This window comes from Bradyrhizobium sp. USDA 3240 (assembly GCF_054063295.1).
On sequence record NZ_JBSSGD010000002.1, the window covers coordinates 1,391,249 to 1,413,818 of the forward strand.

At 64.2% G+C, this 22,570-nt stretch carries 20 protein-coding genes; 13 read left to right on the forward strand and 7 right to left on the reverse strand.

Annotated elements, in window-relative coordinates; genetic code table 11:
• Positions 1 to 27 precede the first annotated feature (27 nt).
• Both ACVIGA_RS07285 and ACVIGA_RS07290 read right to left on the reverse strand, forming a co-directional pair.
• On the reverse strand, positions 28 to 1,311 hold the full coding sequence (locus tag ACVIGA_RS07285; protein WP_223969133.1) for an MFS transporter: 1,284 nt from the start codon (positions 1,309 to 1,311) through the stop codon (positions 28 to 30).
• Positions 1,312 to 1,355: 44 nt separating this feature from the next.
• The gene (locus ACVIGA_RS07290; protein ID WP_456665848.1) at positions 1,356 to 2,558 is read right to left on the reverse strand and encodes a pyridoxal-phosphate-dependent aminotransferase family protein; all 1,203 of its coding nucleotides are present in this window, start codon (positions 2,556 to 2,558) and stop codon (positions 1,356 to 1,358) included.
• A 132-nt stretch (positions 2,559 to 2,690) separates the two neighbouring features.
• Between ACVIGA_RS07290 and ACVIGA_RS07295 the strand changes: the two genes are divergently transcribed.
• The 3 genes from ACVIGA_RS07295 to ACVIGA_RS07305 all read left to right on the forward strand — a co-directional run bounded on the left by ACVIGA_RS07295 (position 2,691) and on the right by ACVIGA_RS07305 (position 6,935).
• A complete protein-coding gene (locus ACVIGA_RS07295; protein WP_456665849.1) occupies positions 2,691 to 3,440 on the forward strand; it encodes a GntR family transcriptional regulator in 750 nt (249 codons plus the stop codon).
• A gap of 95 nt (positions 3,441 to 3,535) precedes the next feature.
• Complete coding sequence (locus tag ACVIGA_RS07300) at positions 3,536 to 6,514, forward strand: FAD-binding and (Fe-S)-binding domain-containing protein (RefSeq protein ID WP_456665850.1); 2,979 nt, start codon at positions 3,536 to 3,538, stop codon at positions 6,512 to 6,514.
• Positions 6,507 to 6,935, forward strand: coding sequence for a GlcG/HbpS family heme-binding protein (locus tag ACVIGA_RS07305; protein ID WP_223969127.1), 429 nt, complete (start codon positions 6,507 to 6,509; stop codon positions 6,933 to 6,935). The genes ACVIGA_RS07300 and ACVIGA_RS07305 overlap by 8 nt, the downstream gene beginning before the upstream one ends.
• Positions 6,936 to 7,447: 512 nt before the next feature.
• Here the strand turns inward: ACVIGA_RS07305 and ACVIGA_RS07310 are convergent.
• From ACVIGA_RS07310 to ACVIGA_RS07320, 3 genes are all read right to left on the reverse strand, one after another.
• Positions 7,448 to 8,227 carry an enoyl-CoA hydratase/isomerase family protein gene (locus ACVIGA_RS07310; RefSeq protein ID WP_456665851.1) on the reverse strand — a complete coding sequence of 260 codons (780 nt, stop codon included), beginning with the start codon at positions 8,225 to 8,227 and terminating at the stop codon, positions 7,448 to 7,450.
• A gap of 79 nt (positions 8,228 to 8,306) precedes the next feature.
• Complete coding sequence (locus ACVIGA_RS07315; RefSeq protein WP_456665852.1) at positions 8,307 to 10,406, reverse strand: molybdopterin oxidoreductase family protein; 2,100 nt, start codon at positions 10,404 to 10,406, stop codon at positions 8,307 to 8,309.
• Between the two features lie 123 nt (positions 10,407 to 10,529).
• Positions 10,530 to 11,600, reverse strand: coding sequence for an extracellular solute-binding protein (locus tag ACVIGA_RS07320; protein ID WP_456665853.1), 1,071 nt, complete (start codon positions 11,598 to 11,600; stop codon positions 10,530 to 10,532).
• A 175-nt stretch (positions 11,601 to 11,775) separates the two neighbouring features.
• Between ACVIGA_RS07320 and ACVIGA_RS07325 the strand changes: the two genes are divergently transcribed.
• From ACVIGA_RS07325 to ACVIGA_RS07335, 3 genes are all read left to right on the forward strand, one after another.
• Positions 11,776 to 12,726 (forward strand): tripartite tricarboxylate transporter substrate binding protein, encoded by a 951-nt coding sequence (locus ACVIGA_RS07325; protein WP_456670751.1) that lies wholly within the window; start codon positions 11,776 to 11,778, stop codon positions 12,724 to 12,726.
• A gap of 39 nt (positions 12,727 to 12,765) precedes the next feature.
• Positions 12,766 to 13,476, forward strand: coding sequence for a molybdate ABC transporter substrate-binding protein (locus tag ACVIGA_RS07330; protein WP_456665854.1), 711 nt, complete (start codon positions 12,766 to 12,768; stop codon positions 13,474 to 13,476).
• 145 nt (positions 13,477 to 13,621) lie between these two features.
• Positions 13,622 to 14,575, forward strand: a complete 954-nt coding sequence (locus ACVIGA_RS07335) for a ketopantoate reductase family protein (protein WP_456665855.1) — start codon at positions 13,622 to 13,624, stop codon at positions 14,573 to 14,575.
• A 12-nt stretch (positions 14,576 to 14,587) separates the two neighbouring features.
• Here ACVIGA_RS07335 and ACVIGA_RS07340 read toward each other — a convergent pair whose 3' ends face one another.
• A complete protein-coding gene (locus tag ACVIGA_RS07340) occupies positions 14,588 to 15,394 on the reverse strand; it encodes an SDR family NAD(P)-dependent oxidoreductase (RefSeq protein WP_456665856.1) in 807 nt (268 codons plus the stop codon).
• Between the two features lie 70 nt (positions 15,395 to 15,464).
• On the opposite strand from ACVIGA_RS07340, the gene ACVIGA_RS07345 reads away from it, so the two are divergent.
• The 7 genes from ACVIGA_RS07345 (at position 15,465) to ACVIGA_RS07375 (ending at position 22,152) form a co-directional block, all read left to right on the forward strand.
• A complete protein-coding gene (locus ACVIGA_RS07345) occupies positions 15,465 to 16,208 on the forward strand; it encodes a GntR family transcriptional regulator (protein WP_456665857.1) in 744 nt (247 codons plus the stop codon).
• A 41-nt stretch (positions 16,209 to 16,249) separates the two neighbouring features.
• Positions 16,250 to 17,275 carry a TRAP transporter substrate-binding protein gene (locus ACVIGA_RS07350; protein ID WP_456665858.1) on the forward strand — a complete coding sequence of 342 codons (1,026 nt, stop codon included), beginning with the start codon at positions 16,250 to 16,252 and terminating at the stop codon, positions 17,273 to 17,275.
• A 42-nt stretch (positions 17,276 to 17,317) separates the two neighbouring features.
• Positions 17,318 to 17,830, forward strand: a complete 513-nt coding sequence (locus tag ACVIGA_RS07355; RefSeq protein WP_456665859.1) for a TRAP transporter small permease — start codon at positions 17,318 to 17,320, stop codon at positions 17,828 to 17,830.
• A gap of 15 nt (positions 17,831 to 17,845) precedes the next feature.
• Entirely contained in the window at positions 17,846 to 19,141 is a 1,296-nt protein-coding gene (locus ACVIGA_RS07360; protein ID WP_176530067.1) for a TRAP transporter large permease, read from the forward strand.
• A gap of 93 nt (positions 19,142 to 19,234) precedes the next feature.
• Positions 19,235 to 19,921 (forward strand): cyclase family protein, encoded by a 687-nt coding sequence (locus ACVIGA_RS07365; protein ID WP_456665860.1) that lies wholly within the window; start codon positions 19,235 to 19,237, stop codon positions 19,919 to 19,921.
• A gap of 28 nt (positions 19,922 to 19,949) precedes the next feature.
• Positions 19,950 to 20,957: a Bug family tripartite tricarboxylate transporter substrate binding protein gene (locus ACVIGA_RS07370; protein WP_456665861.1), complete on the forward strand. Its 1,008-nt coding sequence runs from the start codon at positions 19,950 to 19,952 to the stop codon at positions 20,955 to 20,957.
• Between the two features lie 100 nt (positions 20,958 to 21,057).
• The gene (locus ACVIGA_RS07375; RefSeq protein ID WP_456665862.1) at positions 21,058 to 22,152 is read left to right on the forward strand and encodes an amidohydrolase family protein; all 1,095 of its coding nucleotides are present in this window, start codon (positions 21,058 to 21,060) and stop codon (positions 22,150 to 22,152) included.
• A 15-nt stretch (positions 22,153 to 22,167) separates the two neighbouring features.
• On the opposite strand, the gene ACVIGA_RS07380 is transcribed toward ACVIGA_RS07375, so the two are convergent.
• Positions 22,168 to 22,452, reverse strand: a complete 285-nt coding sequence (locus ACVIGA_RS07380; protein ID WP_456665863.1) for a hypothetical protein — start codon at positions 22,450 to 22,452, stop codon at positions 22,168 to 22,170.
• Positions 22,453 to 22,570 lie beyond the last annotated feature (118 nt).

Sequence of the window (22,570 nt, forward strand, 5' to 3'; positions counted from 1 at the left end):
CGGCGCTCCGCGGAGGCCGGCAGCCGCTCATTCGGCGGCCACCACCTTGCCCGGCACCACCGATTCGTTTGCCTCCTCGAACGGGCGCTCGGGGTGCATCAGGAACGCCGAGAAACCACCGAGCAGCAGCAGCCCCATCGACATCAGGAACGGCAGGTACCAGTTCCCGGTGGCGTCGATGACGAAGCCGGCAACCAGCGGCGAGACGATCGCCGCAAACGCCGAGCCGCTGTTCATGAGCCCAGCCGCGGTGCCGGAATATTTCGGCGCGATGTCCATCGGGATCGACCACATCGGGCCAATCACGAGCTCGGCGCAGAAGAAGCCGGCCGACAGGCAGAGCGCGACCACCGTGATGTCGTGAACGAACAGGATCGGCATCAGCGAGAGCAGCGCGCCCGCGAAACCCACGACAGTCACGCTGAGTCGCGCTAGCCGCACATTGCCGGTGCGTTCGAGGATGCGGTCGGAGATGACACCGCCGATGCTGTCGCCGACGACGCCGGCAAAGAACACGCCGGATGCGAACAGCGCCGAGTTCTTCAGGTCGAGGCTGTAGTTGTTCTTGAAGAACAGCGGCAGCCAGTTGAGGTAGAGCCACAGGCACCAGCCGTAGCAAAAGTACGTCAAGGTCACCGGCCACATCCGCTGCAACAGCGGGCCCCACGGCACCTTCGGCCGTTCGCCTTTCGGCCGCGGCGGTAGCGTCGCAAGCTCGGCCGCGGTGATCGAGCCATGGTCGGCCGGCTGGTTGCGGAAGTACCAGACCCACACAACGCCCCAGATCAGACTGACGATGCCGAGCGCGACGAATGCGCCGCGCCATGTCAGCCACAGGATCAGGAGCGCGACCACCGGCGGGGTCACCGCGTTGCCGAGCCGGGCAAAGGCGTGTGTGAGGCCTTGCGCGAAGCCGCGGCGGTTCGCAGGCGTCCAGTACTGCATGGCGCGCGTCGCGGTCGGGAACGTCGCGCCTTCGCCGAATCCCAGCGCGAAGCGCGCGACAAACAGCGCGGCGAGACCATGGACGAAGCCGGTCATGATGGTCGCCGCAGCCCAGATCATGCCGCACCAGAATAAGGTCTTGCGCGGCCCGAAGCGATCGCCAACCCAGCCGCCGATCACCTGGAACAGCAGATACGGATAGGCGAAGGCCGAGAACACCAGGCCAAGCTCGGTGTTCGACAGACCGAGCTCCTTCTGGATCTCGCTGGCCGCGGTGCCGATGTTGACGCGGTCGACATAGGTGATGAAATACATCACGCAGAGCATGGCCAACACGACATGGGTGGCCTTGAACCGAAGCCTCATATCCTTCCCCTCCCTGATCCGCGATTTTTTAGTTGTTGGTGTCGCTACGTGCTGACCACCTTCAGATGCGACGAGGCGTTGCGTTGATCGCGCTGCTCGAGCAGCCGCATCGCCGCCTCGACGCCGCCCGAGCGGTGCGGCACGCCGGCGACCGACAGCCCCATCTCGACGCCGGTGAGCGCGCCCAGCAAGGTCAGCTCGTTGCACTCGCCGAGATGACCGATGCGGAACACCTTGCCGGCGACCTTCGACAGGCCGGCCCCGAGCGACATGTTGAAATTGTCGAGCACGGCCTTGCGGAATGCATCGGCATCATGGCCGGGCGGCATCATCACCGCGGTCAGCACCGGCGAAAACTCCGACGGCTCCTGACAGAGATTCTCGAGCCCCCATTGGTTGACGGCCGCGCGCGTCGCGGCGGCGAGCCGCCGATGGTGAGCGAACACGTTGTCGATCCCCTCTTCCAGCAGCATCGCGATCGCCTCGCGCAGCCCGTAGAGTAGGTTCGTCGCGGGCGTATAGGGGAAGAAGCCCTTGGCGTTCGGCTTCAGCATCTCCTCCCAATCGAAATAGGAGCGCGGCATCTTGTTGGTGCGCGACGCGGCGCGGGCCTTTTCCGAAATGGCGTTGAAGCCGAGGCCGGGCGGCAGCATAAAACCCTTCTGCGAGCAGCTGACGCTGACGTCGACCTTCCACTCGTCATGCCGGTAATCGACCGAACCGAGCGAGGAAATGGTGTCGACCATCAGGAGCGCCGGATGGGCGGTGCGGTCGATGGCGGCACGGATGTCGGCGATCCGGCTGGTCGCGCCGGTCGAGGTCTCGTTGTGGACGACCATCACCGCCTTGATGCTGTGCGCGGTGTCCGCGGCGAGCCTTGCTTCGATCAACGCAGGATCGGCGCCGCGCCGCCAATCGCCGGCAATGAAGTCGACCTCGATGCCGAAACGGCCGGCGAGCTGCCGCCACAGCGTGGCGAAGTGCCCGGTCTCGACCATCAGGACCTTGTCGCCGGGCGAAAGCGTGTTGACGATCGCGGCTTCCCAGGCGCCGGTACCCGACGACGGGAAGATCACCACCGGGCCTGCGGTCTGGAAGATCTTGCCGCTTCCCTCGAGCACGGTGCGGCCAAGCTCGGCGAACTCGGCGCTGCGATGGTCGATGACCGGCATGTCCATCGCGCGAAGAATGCGATCCGGAACGGGGCTCGGCCCCGGAATCTGCAGAAAATGGCGTCCTTGATGCATGAGAACCTCCCAATCGCCGGATTTCGGCTCCTCGGGTAGCCATTTTGCATTCATTTTTTGTATTATCAATCGAATTTTGGTATTCGATTGTGGAGATCGACGCGACCGCGCCGGCAAATTATTGTTCAGAATATGAAATCTGCGATTCCCGAGACCGGGGTTCCAATCACACCCGCCGCTGGCAACGGCAGCGACCGCCATGAAGTCTCGCTTCACGGCGAGATCCTGCTGCGGCTCCGCGACTACGTGGTGGAAGGCAACATTCCCGAAGGTGCTCGCGTTCCGGAACGCCAGCTGTGCGAAATGCTGGGCATCTCCAGGACGCCGCTGCGCGAGGCCCTCAAGGTGCTGGCCGCCGAGGGCCTGATCGAGCTGTTGCCCAACCGCGGCGCGCGGGTGCGCCAGCTCAGCCAGCGCGACCTCGAGGAGCTGTTCGACGTCATGGCCGGGCTGGAAAGCCTGGCCGGACGGCTGGCCTGCGAGGCCATTACGAACGAGGAAATCGCCGCGATCGAGCGACTGCACTACGAGATGTACGGCCACTATCTGCACCGCGACATGCACGGCTATTTCCAGACCAACCAGCAGATCCACGAGAGCATCGTCGCGGCCGCCCGCAACGAGACGCTGAAGACGACCTACGCCAACTTCGCGGGCCGGATCCGGCGTGTGCGCTACTCCGCCAATTTCGCCCGCAAGCGGCAGCGCTGGGCCGAGGCGATGCGCGAGCACGAGGCGATCCTCGATGCGCTGCGCCGCCGCGCCGGCAGCGAGCTCAGCGACATCCTGTTCGCCCATCTGCGCAACAAGCGGGGCGCCGCCCTCGAGCACCTCGCCGAGGCGCCGGACGCCGCCCCAGAGGCGACGCCTCAAGGCAGCTAGTTGCTCATTTTGAATTCATAATGTAATTCTCGGCTCAATCGAATGAATAATCCACGGGCAATATGGATTGCGCCGCGGATCACATCGGATCTGGGATGAAGAACGCCTCCTCGCTCGAACAGCGCCTGCGGTCCGACCTGACCGGCGACGTGTTTTTCGATGCCTTCAACCGCGGCCGCTACGCGACCGACGCCTCGTTCTACCAGATCATGCCGGCCGGCGTGGTGGTGCCGCGCACCGTCGACGAGGCGCTGCGAACGCTGGCGATCGTCCGCGACGCCGGGCGGATCGTCACCCCGCGCGGCGGCGGCACCTCGCAATGCGGCCAGACCGTCAACGACGGCATCGTGGTCGACCTTTCCAAGCACCTGAACCGCATCGTCTCGCTCGATGTCGAGAACCGGACTTGCGTGGTCGAGCCCGGCATCGTGCTCGACGATCTCAACCGTCAGCTCAGGAAGCATGGGCTGTGGTTTCCGGTCGACGTTTCGACTGCGTCGCGCGCCACGATCGGCGGCATGGCCGGCAACAATTCCTGCGGCGGCCGCTCGCTGCGCTATGGCACCATGCGCGACAACACGCTGTCGATGGATGCGGCGCTCGCCGATGGCACGCTGCTGCATTTCGGCGAGGTGCCGCGCGACCTGACGCGAGTCAATGCTCCCGACAGCGGTGAGAGGCTGTTCCGCGACATGCTCGACCTCGGCGAGCGCGAGGCGGCCGAGATCGCGGACAAATTCCCCAAGGTGCAGCGCCGCGTCGGCGGCTATAACCTCGACGCGCTGGTGCCGCGCAATGCGCCGAACAACATGGCGCATCTTCTGGTCGGCTCGGAAGGCACCCTCGCCTTCACGACGCAGGTCGAGCTGAAGCTGTGGCCTGTCATCCGCAACAAGGCGCTCGGCGTCTGCCATTTCGGCAGCTTCTACGAGGCGATGGATGCGGCCCAGCATCTGGTCAAGCTGCGGCCGATCGCGGTCGAGCTGGTCGATCGCACCATGATCGCGCTCGGACGCGAGATCGCGATGTTCCAGCCGATCATTTCCGCCGCCGTGCGCGGCGATCCGGACGCCATACTTGTGGTCGAGTTCGCCGAGGAGGATCAGGCCGACAACCTCGCGCGCCTGAAGCAGCTCGGCGAGCTGATGGGCGATCTCGGCTTCGGCTGGGACAGACCGCAGCGCAAATGGGGCGGCGTGGTCGAAATCGTCGAGCCCGCGCTGCAATCCGGCATCGCCGATTTCCGCGCAGCCGGGCTCAACGTCATGATGTCGATGAAGCAGGAGGGCAAGCCGGTCTCGTTCGTCGAGGATTGCGCGGTGCCGCTGCCGCATCTTGCCGACTACACCGAGCGGCTCAATGCCGTGTTCGCCAAGCATGGCACCCGCGGCACGATGTATGCGCACGCCTCCGAGGGCTGCCTGCATGTGCGCCCGGTGCTCAATCTGAAGCTCGAGAAGGACGTCAAGGCAATGCGCGCCATTGCCGAGGAAGCCTTCGCGATGGTGCGCGAATACAAGGGTTCGCATTCCGGCGAGCACGGCGACGGCCTGGTGCGCTCGGAATTCCACGAGACGATGTTCGGCGCGCGCATTGTGGCCGATTTCCGCGAGGTCAAGCAGCGCTTCGATCCGGACAACACGCTCAACCCCGGCAAGATCGTCGATCCACCGAAAATGGACGACCGCTCGCTGTTTCGTTTTTCGCCGGACTATCGCGTCGGCGGATTCAAGACGGCGCTCGACTGGTCGGCCTATCCCGGCGCCGGCGGCGGCTTCCAGGGCGCGGTCGAGATGTGCAACAACAACGGCGCCTGCCGCAAGCTCGAAGGCGGCGTGATGTGCCCGTCCTATCGGGCGACGCGCAACGAGAAGGACGTCACCCGCGGCCGCGCCAACACGCTTCGGCTGGCGATCTCGGGCCAGTTGGGTACGGACGCGCTCGCCTCCGACGAGATGATGGAGACGCTGAAACTCTGCGTCTCCTGCAAGGCCTGCCGCCATGAATGCCCGACCGGCGTCGACATGGCCAAGATGAAGATCGAGGTGCTGGCCGCCCGTGCCGCGACGCACGGCCTGTCGCTACGCGACCGGCTGGTCGGCTATCTGCCGCGCTATGTCGATCTCGCCTCGCGCTTTGCGACGCTCGCCAATTGGCGCAACAAGAGCCCGCTGCTGCGCGCGCTGTTCGAGACACTCGCCGGCATCAGCGCGAAGCGCGCGCTGCCGGCGTTTCGCCGCGACACCTTCCGGCCAGACGTCGAGGTGATGGGGCCGCGTGACGGCCGCGAAGTCGTGCTGTTCGCCGATACGTTCAACCGCGGCTATGAGCGGGAGAATCTCGACGCCGCGGTCGAGGTGCTGGTCGCCGGCGGCTATCGCGTGCATCTGCCCAAACCGTCGGACGGCGGCCGCCCGCCATGCTGCGGACGCACGTTCCTGTCGGCGGGTCTGGTGGAGCAGGCCCGCGCCGAACTCGACCGCCTGGTTGCCACCTACGCACCGTTCGCCGCGCGCGGCGTGCCGATCATCGGCCTCGAGCCGAGCTGCCTGCTGACCCTGCGCGACGAGCTGTTGTCGCTGCGTTCGGACGACGCCGCCAAGACCGTCAGCGCGCACGCTTTGCTGTTCGAGGAGTTTCTGGTGCGGGAGGCCGAAGCCGGGCGCCTCGCGCTGCCGCTCGGTGCCGTCGCCGGCAAGGCCGTCGTGCATGGTCATTGCCACCAAAAGTCCTTCGGCGCGTTCAAGCCGGTCGAGAAGGTGCTGCGCCTGGTGCCCGGCCTCGACGTCAAGACCATCGAGTCGAGCTGCTGCGGCATGGCCGGCGCGTTCGGCTATGGCGCCGACACCTATCAAGCCTCGATCGAGATGGCCGAGCTGTCGCTGCTCCCCGCGGTGCGCAGCGCGGATCCGGACACGCTGATCGTGGCCGACGGCACCTCCTGCCGGCACCAGATCAAGGACGGCAGCGGGCGTACGCCGCTGCACGTCGCCAGCGTATTGGCGATGAGCCTGAAACGTGCGACATCGAAATCCGACCAATCATTGCCGACAAAGGAAAAGGCCCATGGCTGAGCTCACTCTCGACACCGCCCGCAAGATTCTGGATGCCGCACTCGCCAAGGGCGTCGAGAAGAAGCTGAAGCCGCTGGTGGTCACCATCCTCGACGCGCGCGGCGCGGTGAAGGTGACGGCGGCGCAGGACGGCACCAGCCTGATGCGGGCCGAGATCGCCCATGGCAAGGCCTATGGCGCGCTGGCGCTCGGGATGGGATCGCGGGCGCTGTATCAGCGCGCGCAGGAGCAGGCCTATTTCATCGACAGCGTGAACACGCTGGCACAGGGCCGGCTGGTGCCGGTCCCTGGCGGCGTGCTGATCATGGACGGCTCGACCCTGCTCGGCGCCGTCGGCGTCAGCGGCGACACCTCGGACAATGACGAGATCTGCGCCGTGGCGGGCATCGAAGCCGCCGGCCTGAAGGCCAACGCGGGCTAGAGCGTTTTCGAGCGAAGTGGATACCGGTTCGCGTGAAGAAAACGCGTCAAACAAGAATCTAGAGCCCCGTTCCGATTCAATCGGAACGGGATAGGCTCTAGCGTGCGATGGGCATCGCTCTCCCTCACCTCGTTCTCCCGAGGAGCGGGTGCGCGGCGCGCTCGCGCGATTTCGGTATAATAGAATAATGCCGCTGATTTGCCCGACGTGTCAAGCTGCCGTGTCGAGCGCCGGCAGCCGCCCGGCTACTGTGCATGGGGTTGTTTTCGATATTTTGATACTGCGCGCCTGAGAGCACGCGAAGCTTTGTCCTCATCCACTGTTGTCGTCGCCCGGCCTGTGCGCAATTGCGCACATGGACCGGCCGACCCAGTACGCCGCGGCCTATCGGCTCAAGCACAACCGTCTCTGGAATACTGGATCACCCGCATGCGCGGGTGATGACATTGAGCAAGCCAATTCCGTCACCCTGAGCGGCCGTATGCAGCGAGGCGAAGCGGCACCGTGATGCCTCAGCGTCCGGTCCAGGTCGGCTTGCGCTTCTCGCCGAAGGCCTTGAGGCCTTCCTTGGCGTCCTCGGTCATCGCGAGCAGCGCGATCTGGCTTTCGGTGTAGGCGATGCTCTCGTCGAACGACATCGATGCGATCGCCCGCATCGCGTATTTGCCGCGGCGGATCGCGGTCGGCGACTTGTCGACGATGCGGCCGATCAGCCAATCGACCTTGGCATCGAGTTCGGCCGCCGGCACGACATAGTTGAGAAGACCGGCGGCCTGCGCGGTCTTCGCATCGAACGGCTCGCCGGTCAGCGCCCATTCGTTGATCAGGCGCGCCGGGGCGATCGATTGCAGCAGGCTCAGCACCTGCATCGGAAACACGCCGACCTTCACCTCCGGCAGGCCGAAGATCACGCCATCGCCTGCCACCGCCATGTCGGTCATGCACAGCAGGCCCATGCCGCCGGCCATGCAGACGCCGCCGACCCGCGCTATCGCGGGCTTGGTCGCGTTCTGCGACAGCCGCAGCAAATCGGCGTAGTCGACATTGGGACGCGAGAAATCCATCGAGAATGCCGCACCGCTGTTCTGCAGATCGGCGCCGGCGCAGAACGCCTTGTCGCCCGCGCCGGTCAGCACGATGACGCGCACGTCCTTGTCGTCATGCGCCTCGCGATAGCCCCTGGCGATGCCCGCGATTACACCGGCATTGAGCGCGTTGCGCTTGTCCGGGCGATTGATGGTGATCCAGAACGCCTGCCCGCGCTTCTCGAGAAGAACGCTGTTGTCGGTCATGTTTCCTGCCTGTTTTCTTTCCTGTACGCTGGTGTCAGCGCACATTTGCGGCAGGATCGGCGCCGACTGCAAGCAGGAATTAAGCGGCGGCGGACGCCTTCCTGATCCAGACCTTGTTGTCGTGGAACGCGGCGCCGCCGAGCGGCGCGACGGCCTCCGCCCCTGTCAGCATGTTGATGCCGCGCCCGCCGATGTGGGACTTGTTCGGATGGATCGACTCGGCGATCAGCACGCCGCGGCGGACGCCATCGAACAGTTTTGCGGTCAGCGTGGTTTCGCCGCGCATGTTGCCGAGCGTCACGGCCTCCCCGTCGGCGATCGACAGCGCGGCCGCATCATCGGGGTGAATCATCACGGTCGGCGCGCCCTCGCGGGCCTGCGACGACGGCGTCTCGTTGAAGCTGGTGTTGAGGAAGCTGCGCGACGGCGACGTCGCGAGCCGGAACGGATGCTGCGCGTCCGCCTCCTCGATGATGGTCCAGTGGTCGGGTAGCGAGGGCATCTTGTCCCACGCGCCCATCAGCCCGCCCGCGCCGACGGGCACCTTGCCCCAATCGACCTTGAAGTGGAACTTCTTGTCGGCATGGGCAAAGCCGTCGAGATAGTGCGAGGTGCGGAAATCCGGTTGCAGGTCGCGCCAAATATCGGCTTCTAGCGTCTCGATATCGCCGTGCCCGCTTTTCTTCAAAGTTGCGTCTATCAGCTGCCGCGGCGTCATGTCGAAACCGGGATGCACCGCATTGAGCCTGCGGCCGAGCCCCCGCAGCACCTCGTGGTTGGAGCGGCATTCGCCGGGCGGATCGATCAGCTTCGGGCCGACCGAGATGTGCTGATGACCGCCACCGTAATAAAGGTCGTCGTGTTCCATGAACATCGTCGCCGGCAGCACGATGTCGGCCATCTGGGCCGTCTCGGTCATGAACTGCTCGTGCACCGCGACGAACAGATCCTCGCGGGCAAATCCCTGCCGCACCAGCGCCTGCTCGGGCGCCACCGTCATCGGATTGGTGTTCTGGATCAGCATCGCCTTGACCGGCCCGCCGCCCTTCAGCGCCTCGGCATCGCCGGTCAGGATGCGGCCGATCTTCGACTGGTCGAGCACCCGCGTGGTGGGATCGATCGCGTCGTGGCCTTCGATGATGGACTCGTCGAAGCGCCAGATGCCGGCATTGTTGAAGAATGCGCCGCCGCCCTCATATTGCCAGGCGCCGGTCACCGCGGGAATGCACAGCGCGGCATGCATCTGCGCGGCGCCGTTGCGGCTGCGGGTGAACCCATAACCAAGGCGGAAGAACGAGCGCTGGGTCGTCCCGACCAGCCGCGCGAATGCCTCGATCTCCTCGACCGGCACGCCCGAGATCGCCGAGGCCCATTCCGGCGTGCGGGTCTTCAGATGCGCTTCCAGCTCGTCCGGGCAATCGGTATAGCGCGCGAGATAATCGCGATCGGCGAATCCCTCGCGGAACAGCACATGCATCACGGCGCAGGCGAAGGCGCCATCGGTTCCCGGCCGCAGCAGGATCTTGATGTCGGCCTGCTTCATGGTCTCGTTGTTGTAGACGTCGACCGCCGCAATCTTGGCGCCGCGCTCCTTGCGCGCGCGCGATGCGTGCGTCATCACGTTGACCTGGGTGTTTACCGGATTGGTGCCCCAGATCACGACTAGGTCGGAGACGCCCATCTCGCGCGGATCGACGCCGGCGATCTTGCCGGTCCCCGCGGCGAAGCCGATGCGCGCGATGGTCGAGCAGATCGTGCCATAGAAGCGCGAATACTTCTTCACATGCGACAGCCGGTTGAGGCCGTCGCGCATCACCAGCCCCATGGTGCCGGCGTAGTAATAGGGCCAGACCGATTCGGCGCCGAACTCCCGCTCGGCAGCGTCGAAACGCGCCGCGATCTCGTCGAGCGCCTCGTCCCAGGATATCCGCGCGAATTGGCCGGAGCCCTTCGGACCGGTCCGGCGCAGCGGATGCATCAGCCGTTCGGTATGATGAATTCGCTCGGCATAGCGCGCGACCTTGGCGCAGACCACGCCGGCCGTGTAGGTCTGCCGCTTCGAGCCACGCACCCTGCCGATCGAGCGTCCTTCGATCACCTCGACGTCGAGCGCACAAGCCGAGGGGCAGTCGTGCGGACAGGTGGAATGGCGGATGTCGATCTTGGCATGCTGGTTCATGCCAAATTGGTAACATCAAATATCCGCTCCGCCGAGGGGCATTATTGACCCGGTCCGGGCGAAAACCGCGCATAAGCCATGCGGCAAACGCCCAATTGCCCGGCCACCGGCCCACTCCGTCCGCTAGACTCGGAAGATACGGGTGTAGTGCGCCTTGATCGATTCCCCTTCCCGTTCCACCGCGGCCGGGTCATCCTTCATCGTCTTGATGTCCTTGAGCGGCTTGCGCCCGGCCTTCTCCTGCGCCTGCGCGTGGACCGACCTGAGGCCGCCGATCTCGACGTTGAGCTGCTGCCCCTCGCGCCCGAGCGCGAACGATTGAAACAGCCTTGCCGCATTGGGATGCGGACAGTCCTTGAAGATTCCATTGGGGCCGACAATGATCGGCGAGCCTTCGGTGGCGTAGACCGGCTCGACCGGCCGGCCCATCTCCTTCAACTGAAAGATGTTGTACTCGTTGCCGTCGGCCATCACCGCGCGCTCGCCGAGGTCGAGCTTCTTCGGTGGATCGGTCGAGGACTGCACCTGCATGATGTTCTGCTTTGCGAGCTGCTCGAAGAAGCTCCAGCCGAGATCGCGCTGCATCTGATAGGTCGCGGTCATGATGGTGCCGCTATAGCCGGGATGCCCCTTCACGATCTTGCCCTTCCATTTCGGATCGAGCAGATCGGCAAAGCTCTTCGGTGCCTCCTCGGCCTTCACGAGATTGGTGTTGTAGGCAATGATCGACAGCCAGACCCGGAAGCTTGCGAACTGGCCATCCGGATCGCGATGCTCGTCCGGATAGTATTTCGCGACCTCCTCCGGAACATAGGGCGCCAGAATGCCGTCGCGCTTCCACACGATGAAATGTGTGGCGTCGGAGGAATTGACGACGTCGACGGCGTGAATGTTGCTGGCATATTCCTGGCCGACCCGCTGGAACACGCGCTCCGCGCCGGTGCGTTCGACGCGCACGGTAATCCCCGCGTATTTCGCCTCGAATGCCTTCGCCAGTTTCTCGGCGACCGGCAGATCGGTCGAGGTGTAATAGACGACCTGTCCCTCTTTCTTCGCTGCCTCGATCGGCGCCGGCGTAACCGGTTCCGCGGGCGGCGCGGCGGCCATCACGCGTGTTGAAAAGGCAGTCCCTGCCAGCACGGCACCGGTGCCCTTCAGCAGATCGCGGCGCGATAGCCCAGGATGTTTCCTCATTTGATTCCCCGCACGCGATGGCGAAGTTTGAGTACACCGTTTTCCCGCCCTTATTCCGATGCGCGAAGACGATGTCTGTCGTCGACAGATGCTTCAGGTTGCAGCTAGACTTCTGGTCAAGAAAGAAGACTAAAGTTGGGGGAGACGATCAATGGCGGACTTTCGTTACGCCTTGATGTGTGTCGCGGCATTGCTGACCGTGTCGATGTCAGGCAGACATGCGGACGCCGAGGATTACCCTGCGCGGCCGGTCAGGATCATCGTGCCCTTTGGTCCCGGCGGCCCGGCCGACGTCGTTGCGCGCCAGATCGGCAGCATCCTGCAGCAAAACCTCGGCCAGCCCTTCGTGGTGGAGAACCGCACCGGCGCCGGCGGCGTGATCGGCACGCTCGAGGTCGCGAAGGCGCCGGCCGATGGCTACACCCTCTTGATGATGTCAAACACCCAGACCGCCAATGAATCGCTGGTGCCTCAGCGCAAATACGAGCTGATGCGCGACCTGACGCCGATCGCAACCCTGAACGCTTCGGATCTGGTGATCGTGGTCCACCCCGCCGTGCCGGCGAAGACGCTGCAGGAATTCATCGCCCTTGCAAAGGCAGAGCCCGGAAAGCTGAACTACGCCTCGTCGGGTCAGGGCACGCCGTATCACATGGCGGGCGAGTTGTTCAAAGCCATGGCCGGGATCAACATCGTGCATGTCCCCTATCGCAACAGTGGCGAGGCCCGCAGCGGCGTGATCGGCGGCCAAGTTCAGATGATGATCGACGCCGTTCCGGCGATGGCCCCGAATGTTGCCGAGAACCAGGTGCGCGCGCTGGCAACAACCGGCAAGACCCGTTCCGCGGTGTTGCCGAACGTTCCCACGGTCGTCGAGGCGGGCGTCTCCGGTTACGAGGCGACGATCTGGCTCGGCCTGATGGCACCAGTGGGTACACCGAAGCCGATCATCGACAAACTCAATGCGGCCGTGAATGCAGCGGTGAGGCGGCCGGAGGTCGAGAAGCTCTGGGCCGAACAGGGCGCGGTGCCGATGACCATGACGCCGGAAACCTTCGACAAATTTCTGCGCGCCGATATCGTGAAGTGGGCAGACGTCGTCAGAAGGCTGGACAAGAACGAATAGACACGTAGCAGCAAGACCGTGGTGACGGAACAAGCGCAAATGAAGACGCTGAACATCCTGAGCGGCGGCGCAGCGCAAGGACTGGTGCGCAGCCTTGCGCCAGCATTTGAAGCCGAATCCGGCTTCGTCATTGCCGGAGATTTCGGCGCAGTCGGCGCCATGGCCGACAGATTGCGTGCCGGTGTTCCGACCGACATCATCATCCTAACCGCTGCGCTGATCGCGAAGCTCGCCAACGAAGGGCTGGTGCTGCGCAGCTCGATCGCCGACATCGGCCGCGTTGAAACAGCGCTTGCGGTCCGCACCGGCGATCCGCCGGCAAGCGCTGAGGACGTCGCCAGCCTGCGCGCGGCGCTGCTCGATGCGGATGCGATCTTCGTGCCCGATACCAAGGCATCAACCGCCGGAATTCATGTCGCCAAGCTGCTGGCGCAACTCGACATCGCCGATGCCGTTGCCGGCCGGCTGAGAATCCATCCGAACGGCGCGACGGCCATGCGGCATCTGGCCGAGTCCAGTGACCGGCGGCCGATCGGCTGCACGCAATCGACCGAGATCATCAGCACGCCGGGCGTCGTGCTATCGGGCACGTTGCCGCCGGGATACGGGCTCGCAACCATGTACACGGCCGCCGTTGCGACGCAGGCCTCGGCTGCGTCGCAGGCGCAACGCCTGATCGCGCTGCTGACGTCGCCGGAGACATCGGAGTTACGCAGCCAGGCTGGATTCGTTTCCGGTCCAACGCCGTAGACACCAGGCAGTCAGGCTCAAGGGCGAAAATCAGCCCGGCCCGTCGTTATCCGGCCGGTTCCAATGTGCTAGTTTGAAGCCAGGATTGGCAGGAATGTTGCCGATCGGCACGTCTCTGCCGTTCGCTGCTTGGCGAGGAGAGACCATGAAAATTCTGGTCATGGGTGCCGGCGGCATTGGCGGCTACTACGGTGGGCGTTTGGCGGCCGCAGGGCAGGACGTCACGTTCGTCGCGCGCGGCGCCCACCTCGACGCAATGCGCCGGGATGGGCTGCAGATCATTGGTATCAGCGGCGATCGCACTGTGAAGCCGGTGAAGGCCGTCGGCGATCCCGCCGAGGCTGAGCCCCCGGAGATGGTGCTTTTTGCAACCAAACTCGGCGATACCGAGCGCGGGGCGAAAGCGTTGCAGGCCGCGGTTCGGGACGGCACCACGATTATCTCGCTGCAGAACGGCATCGAGGGGCCGGACCTCATCAGGGCGCACCTGCCGCGTGCGCACGTGGTGCCGGGCGTGGTGCGCATCTCGAGCCACATCGCGCGGCCTGGCGTGATCGAGCACAAGGCGCAACCCGGCCGCATCGAGTTCGGCGAGCCGGATGGGCGAGCGAATCCGCAGCTCGAGGCCTTCCAACACGTATGCAAGGAAGCCGGCCTCGATGCCGTGCTCACACCAGAGATCCGCTACAATGTCTGGCTGAAGTTCGCATCACTCGCACCGAGTTCGGGCATGATGACGCTGACGAATGCGTCGTACGGACCGATGCGCGAGACGCCCGGCACCCGCGCCCTGTTTGAGGATGCCGTGCGCGAGGTGATCGCCGTCGGCCTCGCCGCCGGCGTACCGTTCAAGCCCACCGACTTCGCGACGATCATGAAGGCCGCCGACGCCAATCCCCGCGAGATGATCACGTCCATGCTGCTTGACCGGCGAGCCGGCAAACCGCTCGAGATCGACTATTTCTCGGGCGCCTTGGTACGCATGGGTGAAAGCTCGGCGTACCGACCCCGACGCACAAATTCATTGCCCAGGCGCTGTCGATCGATGCCAACGGCCGCAAAGCATGATTCGAAAGCAATCGTGGCTCGATCGAGATAAACTCATCCTATTCTAGCGCGCCAGTTGCGTGAGACCCGTCGGCGGCCCGTCGACCGCCGTCCAGCCGCCGACGACGAACAGCGTGCTGCCGCTGACATAGCTCGCCGCGTCAGATGCCAGGTAAGCGACGGCGGTGGCGACCTCGTCGGCAGTGCTCCAGCGATTGAACACGGTGTGGCCGGCATAAAGATTGTAGATATCCGGCCGTTGCTTGAACGGGCCGGTCAACGCGGTCTCTGCAATGCTCGGCGCGATGGCGTTGACGCGGACGCCGGAGCGCCCGACCTCAGATGCGAAGCCCTTCACCAGGAGACCGATCGCGGCCTTGGTCGAACCATAGACCGCAAGCCCAGGCTCGATCGTCACCGCGCGCACCGACGAGCAGGCAATCAGGCTGCCGCCCTGTTGCTTGACCATGATGCGGCCGAAGGCCTGGAAGAACCACACGGTGCCCTTGATGTTGAGGTTGATGACGCGATCGAGAGCCTCGTCGGTGTAGTCGAGGATGGTCTTGCGGATGTTCAGCCCTGGCGTGGTGACGGCGATGTCGACGCGCTGAAATTCCGCGAGCGCCTTCGCCGCCAGCGCCTCGACGTCCGAACGGTCGGCGGCATCGCAGCCGGCGGCCGTTGCCGATCCGCCCTGCTCACGGATTGCCGCGGCGGTCGTATCCGCGCCCTCGAGCGTGCGATCGGCACACAGCACGCGTGCGCCAAGCGACGCCAGCGCTTCAGCCGAGGATCTGCCGATGCCCGAGGCCGCGCCCAGCACCACGGCGGTCTTGCCGGTGAGATCGAATAGCTTGCGATAGTCGGTCATGTGACCTCCCGGTGTTCGTTTGCCTTCTATGACGACTTCATATACTAATATATTAGTTATTGGAGCACGAATGCCCGCCCGCGCGCCGAAAAAGTCGGAGCTCCGCAACCCCGTCGGCCAGCGGCGCACCGGTCGTCCGCGGACCGCAACCGCGGCGGCGCGGATCTATGCCGAGCTGCGTGCCGAACTCGTCTCGCTGCAGCGCAGGCCCGGCGATCCGATCATCGAGGCCGAGATCGCGCGCGCATATGGCGTCAGCCGGACCCCTGTGCGGGAAGCCATCCTGCGGCTGTCGGACGAGGGCCTGGTCGAGATCTTCCCGCAATCGGGCATCTTCGTATCTCGCATCCCGCTCGCCGCCCTTCCGGAGGCAATCATCGTCCGCAAGTCGCTGGAGGAAACCACGACGCGCATGGCAACCGAGCGCGCCAGCGCCAGCCAGATCCTCAGCCTGCATGTGATCCTCCAACGCCAGCGCGAGGCCGAGATGGCCGGCGATCGCGAAGCATTCCATCAGGCCGACGAGGCCTTTCACGCCGCCATCGCCGAAATTGCCGGACATCCCGGCATCTGGAAGCTGATCCTGCAGGTCAAGGTTCACGTGGACCGCTTCCGGTGGCTGACGCTGCCACAGCGCGGGCGGATGGCCGAGGTCATCGCCGAGCATGAGGCCGTGATGGCCGCGATCGAGGCGCGCGACCCGGCATCGGCCGGAGCCGCGATGGCCAGACATCTCGAACGCCTTCTGGCCGACATCTCGGCCACCCAGCACAACAATCCGGAGTTCTTCGACGAGCAAAGCCAGCCGGCATGACCGCGGCCGGACTCCGGCCAGGCACTTTGGGAGGATATGACATGAATCGTACAGATCGATCGCAGCACCGCGGCACCGGGCTCAACCGTCGCGACGTCATCAAGTTTGGCGCCGGCCTTGGCGCAGTCGTTGCGACCTCGACCGCCCTCGCCCAGTCGAAAGCCGTCTTCAAGGCGTCGGACGTACAGCCGCCGGGCTACCCGACCGTGGTCGCGACGGAAAACCTCGGCAAGAAGCTGGCGGCGGCGACCAACGGCCGGCTGTCGCTACAGATGTTCCCCTCGATGCAGCTCGGCGGCGAGAAGGAAACCATCGAGCAGACCCAGATCGGTGCGATCCAGATGCTACGCGTCAGTGCCGGCTCGATCGGCCCGATCGTCGATGACATCAACGTCGTCAACATGCCGTTCCTGTTCAAGAACATGGCGCATGCCGAGCGGATGATGGATGGGCCGATCGGCCAGGAGCTGCTGGACAAGATCACGGCGAGCCCGAATGCCGGACTGGTCGCGCTGTGCTGGATGAATTCCGGAGCACGCAGCGTCTACAACACCAAGCACGCGATCAAGACGATCGCCGACATCAAGGGCCTCAAATTCCGCGTCATCGGCAATCCGATCTTCATCGACATGATGAACGCGCTTGGCGGTAACGGCGTCGCGATGGGCTACGACCAGGTGTTCAGCGCGCTGCAGACCGGCGTCATCGACGGCGCCGAGAACAATCCCCCGAGCTACGTCTTCAGCAACCACTACACCGCAGCGAAGCACTTTTCGCTCACCGAGCACCTGATCGTTCCCGAGATACTGGTGTTCTCGAAACGCGCCTGGTCCGCGCTGTCAGCCGATGACCAGACGCTGATCAAGAAGCTTGCTCGCGAAGCGCAGATGGAAGAGCGCGGGCTCTGGAACGCCTACGAGCAGCAGGCGATGGAAAAGGCGAAAGCTGCCGGGTGCGAAATCATCGAGATTGCCGACAAGGCGCCGTTCCAGAACGCGGTCAAGCCGGTCTGGGACAAATACGGCCCGAAATACCAGGACATGATCGGACGTATCCAGTCCGCCTGACACCACGCCATACGGGAAATCGTCCTCTTACAGGAAATGGACATGGCCGGATCATATCGCCGCGCGATGGACTATTTGTATCTTGCCTGCGTCATCACAGGCTCTGTCGCGCTGATCCTGATTTCAGCCGTCATCCCCTGGGCAGTGTTCACGCGCTATGTCCTAAACAGCGCCGCATCCTGGCCCGAACCTCTCGCGGTGCTGCTCACCATCGTCGTGACGTTCATCGGTGCGGCCGCCGGATATCGGCTCAATCTGCATATGAACGTCGCATATTTTGCCAACAAGCTACCCGCCCCGCTCCGCAACCTGACCGACCTTGTCGTCCAGCTGCTGATGGGCCTGATCGCACTGTTCATGATCATCTGGGGCACCCGGCTCGTCGAGGTGACCTGGTACAACACGATCGCCGACTTCCCGTCGCTTTCGGTTGGCGTCACCTATCTTCCGATTCCGATCGGCGGCGCCTGCCTGTTGCTGTTCATCATCGAACGGATTTTCCTGGGTGCGCCGCCCGATCCGATCGCACCGCACCGCGAGTTTTCCGCCGACTGATCGCGAGAAGCCACGATGGACATCCTCATTCTGCTCGCGACCATGCTGCTGTGCTTTCTGATCGGCATGCCGATCGCCTACTCACTGGCGATGGCAGCCATCGTCGGCGCCTTGTGGATCGGCATTCCCCTCGAAGCGGTGATGCTGAAGATTTCCGACGGTGTCAGCAAGGTCGCGATGCTGACGATCCCGTTCTTCGTGCTGGCCGGCGCGATCATGGCGGAGGGCGGCATGGCGCGGCGCCTGGTCGCGTTTGCCGACGTGCTGGTTGGACTGACGCGGCTGCGTGGCGGCCTTTCGATCGTCAACGTGCTTGCGACGACATTTTTGAGCGGCATTTCCGGCTCGGCCGTCGCCGACACGTCCGCCATCGGCTCGGTGATGATCCCGCAGATGGAGAAGAACGGCTACCCGCGCGTGTTCGCGACCAACCTGACGATCACCTCGTCGGTCCAGGCCCTTCTGGTGCCGCCGAGCCACAATGCGGTGCTCTACTCGCTGGCAACGGGCGGGACGATTTCGATCAGCGCCCTCTTCATGGCCGGCGTGTTCCCGGGGCTGCTGCTCGGCTTCTCGCTGATCATCCTGTGCCTGGCCGTCGCCTATCGCGAGAAGCACCCGCACGGCCAGACCGTGCCGGCCAAGGACGCGATCCGGATCGCCATCGATGCGTCCTGGGGTCTCATCACCCTCGTCATCATCCTTGGCGGCATTCTCGGCGGTATCTTCACCGCAATCGAGGCCGGTGCCGTCGCCTGCATCTGGGCCTTCTTCGTCACCATGTTCATCTATCGCGACTATCGCTGGCGCGACCTACCGGTGCTGCTCCATCGCACACTGCGCACCGTCGCGATGGTGATGACGCTGATCGCCTGCGCTTCGAGCGTCGGCTACATCATGGCCTTGACGCAGATGCCGGCCAAGATGACCGCCTTCTTCCTGTCGATCTCCGACAACAAGTACGTCATCCTGCTCCTGATCAACGTCCTGCTGCTGGTGCTCGGCACACTTGTCGACATGGCGCCATCGATCCTGATCGCCACGCCGATCCTGTTGCCTGTCATGAAGAACTTCGGCGTCGATCCGGTGCATTTCGGCATGATCATGCTGCTCAATCTCGGCATCGGGCTGTGTCATCCACCGGTCGGAGCAATTCTTTTTGTCGGCTGCGCGGTCGGCAAGGTCACGATCGAGCAGGTCATGCGCAAGATCTGGCCGTTCTATGCGGTGATGTTCTTTGTCCTGATGTGCGTGACTTATCTGCCGGAAATCTCGCTCTGGCTGCCGCGGCAACTGCAGGTGCTGCACTGAGGGCAAGCGGCACCTTGCACAACCGCGGCAAACCCGTCAGCATCATGGGCAGAAGCGCGCCTGCGCCGGCTCCGTCAAGAAAGGGCATCCATCGTGAGGATCGTTGACCTCAGCCGCGAGCTCTATCACCGCACGCCGAGCTACCCCGGCCACCCGCCGATCATGCACGGGATGTGGAAGAACCACGCGGAAGCGCTGGCGGAATCGCGAAATGTCTACGGGCTTGCATCGATGTTCATCTCGATGCCCGACCACGGTGGAACCCACATCGATGCGCCCCGGCATTTCGGCCCCAGCGGCATCCCGATCAATGAATATCCGCTGGAGAAGTGCATTGTGCCCGGCATCTGTCTCGACCTGCGCCACATTGCGCCGCGTGCCGAGATCACTCCCTCCGACCTCGATACGGCCGTGAAGGCGGCCGGACGGCCGATCCCGAAAGGCGGCACCGTCCTGCTCTGCACCGGCCATCATGCACGGACCTTTCCGCGCAAGGAATATGCGACCGACAATGCCGGGGTGAATGTCGCCGCCACCGAGTGGCTGGCCAAACAAGACATCGTTCATTTCGGCATCGACTCGATGCGCCCGGGTCCGGACAGCGACGAGAACCTGCTCGTTCACAAGGCCTGCCTGGATCTCGACATCACCCACATCGAAAGCCTGTGCAATCTCGAGGCCCTGCTTGGCCAGGGACCATTCACCTTCATTGGCCTGCCGATGAAATGGCGCGACGGCACGGCATCGCCGATCCGCGCGGTGGCAGTGTTCGATCTCTAGAACCGTGATGCAGATGAGGGGATGTCCGATGACAGGCAGCAGATCGGCCCCTCGCTCGCGTCGCTCGATCCTGAAGGCCGGTAGCGCGCTCGCGATCGCTGGCCTCACCGGGCGGGCCAAGGGAGAAGTCAAGGCCGCCGGCTACCCCGAACGTCCCATCAAGATCATCGTGCCCTTCGCACCGGGCGGGCCGACCGACATCATGGCCCGCATCCTCGGCGCCCATCTCGGCGAGGCGCTCGGCGGCACCATCGTGGTCGAGAACCGTCCCGGCGGCGGTGGCAATATCGGAATCGGCATTGCGGCACACGCCGATTCCGACGGCTACACGCTCCTGATCACGTCCAGCGCCTATGTCGTCAACCCGGGCCTCTACGCCAGGATCCCGTACGACCCCGTCAAGGACTTCGCGCCCATCGCAGAGCTTGGCACGTCTCCGAACGTGATCCTGGTCAATCCGAAGCTCGGCGTCAATTCGGTCGCCAACCTGATCGCGCGTGCCAAGGCCAACCCGGACGAACTGAACTATGCGAGCCCGGGCCTCGGCACGACGCCGCATCTCGCCGGCGAGCTGTTCAAGATCATCGGCCGAATCCAGATGACGCATGTTCCGTTCTCGGGCGCAGGCCCAGCGATCCAGGCGATCCTGAGCGGAACGACCCAGGTCGCGTTCGCGGCGCTGCCGCCCGCCCATCCGCATATCGCATCGGGAGCGCTCAAGGCGCTGGCGGTCACCGGAACCCATCGATGGTTCGATTTGCCCGATGTGCCGACCATGATCGAACTCGGCTACCAGGATTTCGTCTCCGACACATTTCAGGGTTTTCTCGCGCCCGCGAGTACGCCCGCCTCCATTGTCGCGTTGCTGTCGGCAAAATCGATTGCGATCCTGAAGACACCGGAGATCGCCGAACAACTCCGCAATGACGGCTTCGAGGTGCTTGCGAACGGCCCCGACGGCATGCGCAAGCGGATCGCGGACGAAGTTCCGAAATGGCGCGACATCATCGCCAAGGCCGGGATCAAGCCGGTCTGAGCAGATCAACATTGCGCGACACGCACAGCGTGTGGTCTTGCGACCGCTAGCCCACGTCCCTAGGCTCCCTGCCCATAACAAGACCAGGGAGGCGATCGTCATGACCACAAGGCGGGATTTCCTGAAAGCGGGAGCGACGGCGGCGGCAGGCATCGTGTTCTGCGGCTGCGGGCTTGTCCACAATGCGAATGCGCAAGCATCGCGCCAGAAATTGCCGGTCACCGTCGACGGCAAGCGCATCAAGACGATCGACATTCATTCGCATTGCCACTTCCGCGAGGCCGGCGCGCTGCTCGGGGCAGATTCCGGAAAATATCAACTGCCGCCGGTCAACGGCGCTGCGGAAGCGTTCATCGAGATCGACAAGCGCCTTGCTGTGATGGACGCGCAGGCCGTCGACATGGAGGTGCTGTCGATCAATCCGTTCTGGTACGACCGCGATCGCGATCTCGCCGGCAAGATCGTGAAGATCCAGAATGAAAAGCTCGCCGAGCTGTGCGCCTCGAAGCCCGACCGGTTCGCAGCCTTCGCCTCGCTGACGCTGCAGGCGCCGGACCTAGCGGTGCAGGAGCTCGAGACGGCGGTGAAGAAACAGGGACTGAAGGGCGCGGCGATCGGCGGTGTGGTCGATGGCGTCGAATTCTCCGACCCCAAGTTTCACCCCGTGTGGGCCAAGGCCGAGGAGCTCGGCGTCCCCCTGTTCATCCATCCGCAGGGCGTGCCCGAGCTCAACAAGCGGCTCTCCGGCAATGGCTGGCTCGGCAACACCATCGGCAATCCGCTTGAGACCACGATCGCGCTGTCCCATTTGATCTTCGAGGGCACGCTCGACCGCTTCCCGGGATTGAAGATCATCGCCGCACATGGCGGCGGCTATCTCCCCTCCTATGCCGATCGTTCGGACCACCCCTGTCTGGTCGGACCCAAGGGATGCAATCCGGAGACCAAGCTCCAGAAAGCGCCGACCGAATATCTCAAGCAGATCTACTTCGACTCGCTGATCTTCACGCCCGAGGCGATCCGGCACCTCGCCGCCCAGGTTGGCGCCGGCCAGATCGTGCTGGGAAGCGACTATCCCTATCCATGGCAACTGGCACCGGCCGACCACATCTTCGCCTGCTCATCGCTGAGCGACGACGACAAGGCCAACATTCTCGGCCGGACCGCGGCGAAGCTGCTCGGCGTTGCGGCGTAACGAAGATGCCAACGATCAGTTGGTCTTCACCGTCTGCGTCTCATTGCGCGGCAGCGCCGTGGGCGCCGGCTGCGCGATCTTGGTCAATGGATCGGCGTCGACGGCGTCGGTACCCGCGAACTCCGCTTGCGCCGCGTCCGATATCCATTTGACCGCGGCGGGGTGGCTGACCAGCATCCCGACCAATGCAACGATCACGAGCACCGGCAAAGCGATCAGCTTGATGCTGAAGCTCCTGTAGTTGCTTTCCGGATCCCGCTGCCGCGCGGCCTGCTGCCGGTTGTAGAAAGAGCCCTGCATGGATTCCTCCACAGTGCGAGTGTGCTCCACCGAAGGGTCACTTACCGCAGGGCACGCGCGACCGATGTGAATGGTTTCACAGGCTTTGTCCGGCTCACCATTTCGTGAAACGTTGGAG

What these genes read in the sequence shown, in the direction of transcription:
- ACVIGA_RS07285 (WP_223969133.1), bottom strand. Translation starts at nt 1,311, where the DNA reads ATGAGGCTTCGGTTCAAGGCCACCCATGTCGTGTTGGCCATGCTCTGC.
- ACVIGA_RS07350 (WP_456665858.1), top strand. Translation starts at nt 16,250, where the DNA reads ATGAATCGTACAGATCGATCGCAGCACCGCGGCACCGGGCTCAACCGT.
- ACVIGA_RS07380 (WP_456665863.1), bottom strand. Translation starts at nt 22,452, where the DNA reads ATGCAGGGCTCTTTCTACAACCGGCAGCAGGCCGCGCGGCAGCGGGAT.
- ACVIGA_RS07310 (WP_456665851.1), bottom strand. Translation starts at nt 8,227, where the DNA reads ATGACCGACAACAGCGTTCTTCTCGAGAAGCGCGGGCAGGCGTTCTGG.
- ACVIGA_RS07355 (WP_456665859.1), top strand. Translation starts at nt 17,318, where the DNA reads ATGGCCGGATCATATCGCCGCGCGATGGACTATTTGTATCTTGCCTGC.
- ACVIGA_RS07330 (WP_456665854.1), top strand. Translation starts at nt 12,766, where the DNA reads ATGAAGACGCTGAACATCCTGAGCGGCGGCGCAGCGCAAGGACTGGTG.
- ACVIGA_RS07340 (WP_456665856.1), bottom strand. Translation starts at nt 15,394, where the DNA reads ATGACCGACTATCGCAAGCTATTCGATCTCACCGGCAAGACCGCCGTG.
- ACVIGA_RS07360 (WP_176530067.1), top strand. Translation starts at nt 17,846, where the DNA reads ATGGACATCCTCATTCTGCTCGCGACCATGCTGCTGTGCTTTCTGATC.
- ACVIGA_RS07305 (WP_223969127.1), top strand. Translation starts at nt 6,507, where the DNA reads ATGGCTGAGCTCACTCTCGACACCGCCCGCAAGATTCTGGATGCCGCA.
- ACVIGA_RS07335 (WP_456665855.1), top strand. Translation starts at nt 13,622, where the DNA reads ATGAAAATTCTGGTCATGGGTGCCGGCGGCATTGGCGGCTACTACGGT.
- ACVIGA_RS07290 (WP_456665848.1), bottom strand. Translation starts at nt 2,558, where the DNA reads ATGCATCAAGGACGCCATTTTCTGCAGATTCCGGGGCCGAGCCCCGTT.
- ACVIGA_RS07325 (WP_456670751.1), top strand. Translation starts at nt 11,776, where the DNA reads ATGTGTGTCGCGGCATTGCTGACCGTGTCGATGTCAGGCAGACATGCG.
- ACVIGA_RS07320 (WP_456665853.1), bottom strand. Translation starts at nt 11,600, where the DNA reads ATGAGGAAACATCCTGGGCTATCGCGCCGCGATCTGCTGAAGGGCACC.
- ACVIGA_RS07300 (WP_456665850.1), top strand. Translation starts at nt 3,536, where the DNA reads ATGAAGAACGCCTCCTCGCTCGAACAGCGCCTGCGGTCCGACCTGACC.
- ACVIGA_RS07345 (WP_456665857.1), top strand. Translation starts at nt 15,465, where the DNA reads ATGCCCGCCCGCGCGCCGAAAAAGTCGGAGCTCCGCAACCCCGTCGGC.
- ACVIGA_RS07295 (WP_456665849.1), top strand. Translation starts at nt 2,691, where the DNA reads ATGAAATCTGCGATTCCCGAGACCGGGGTTCCAATCACACCCGCCGCT.
- ACVIGA_RS07370 (WP_456665861.1), top strand. Translation starts at nt 19,950, where the DNA reads ATGACAGGCAGCAGATCGGCCCCTCGCTCGCGTCGCTCGATCCTGAAG.
- ACVIGA_RS07315 (WP_456665852.1), bottom strand. Translation starts at nt 10,406, where the DNA reads ATGAACCAGCATGCCAAGATCGACATCCGCCATTCCACCTGTCCGCAC.
- ACVIGA_RS07375 (WP_456665862.1), top strand. Translation starts at nt 21,058, where the DNA reads ATGACCACAAGGCGGGATTTCCTGAAAGCGGGAGCGACGGCGGCGGCA.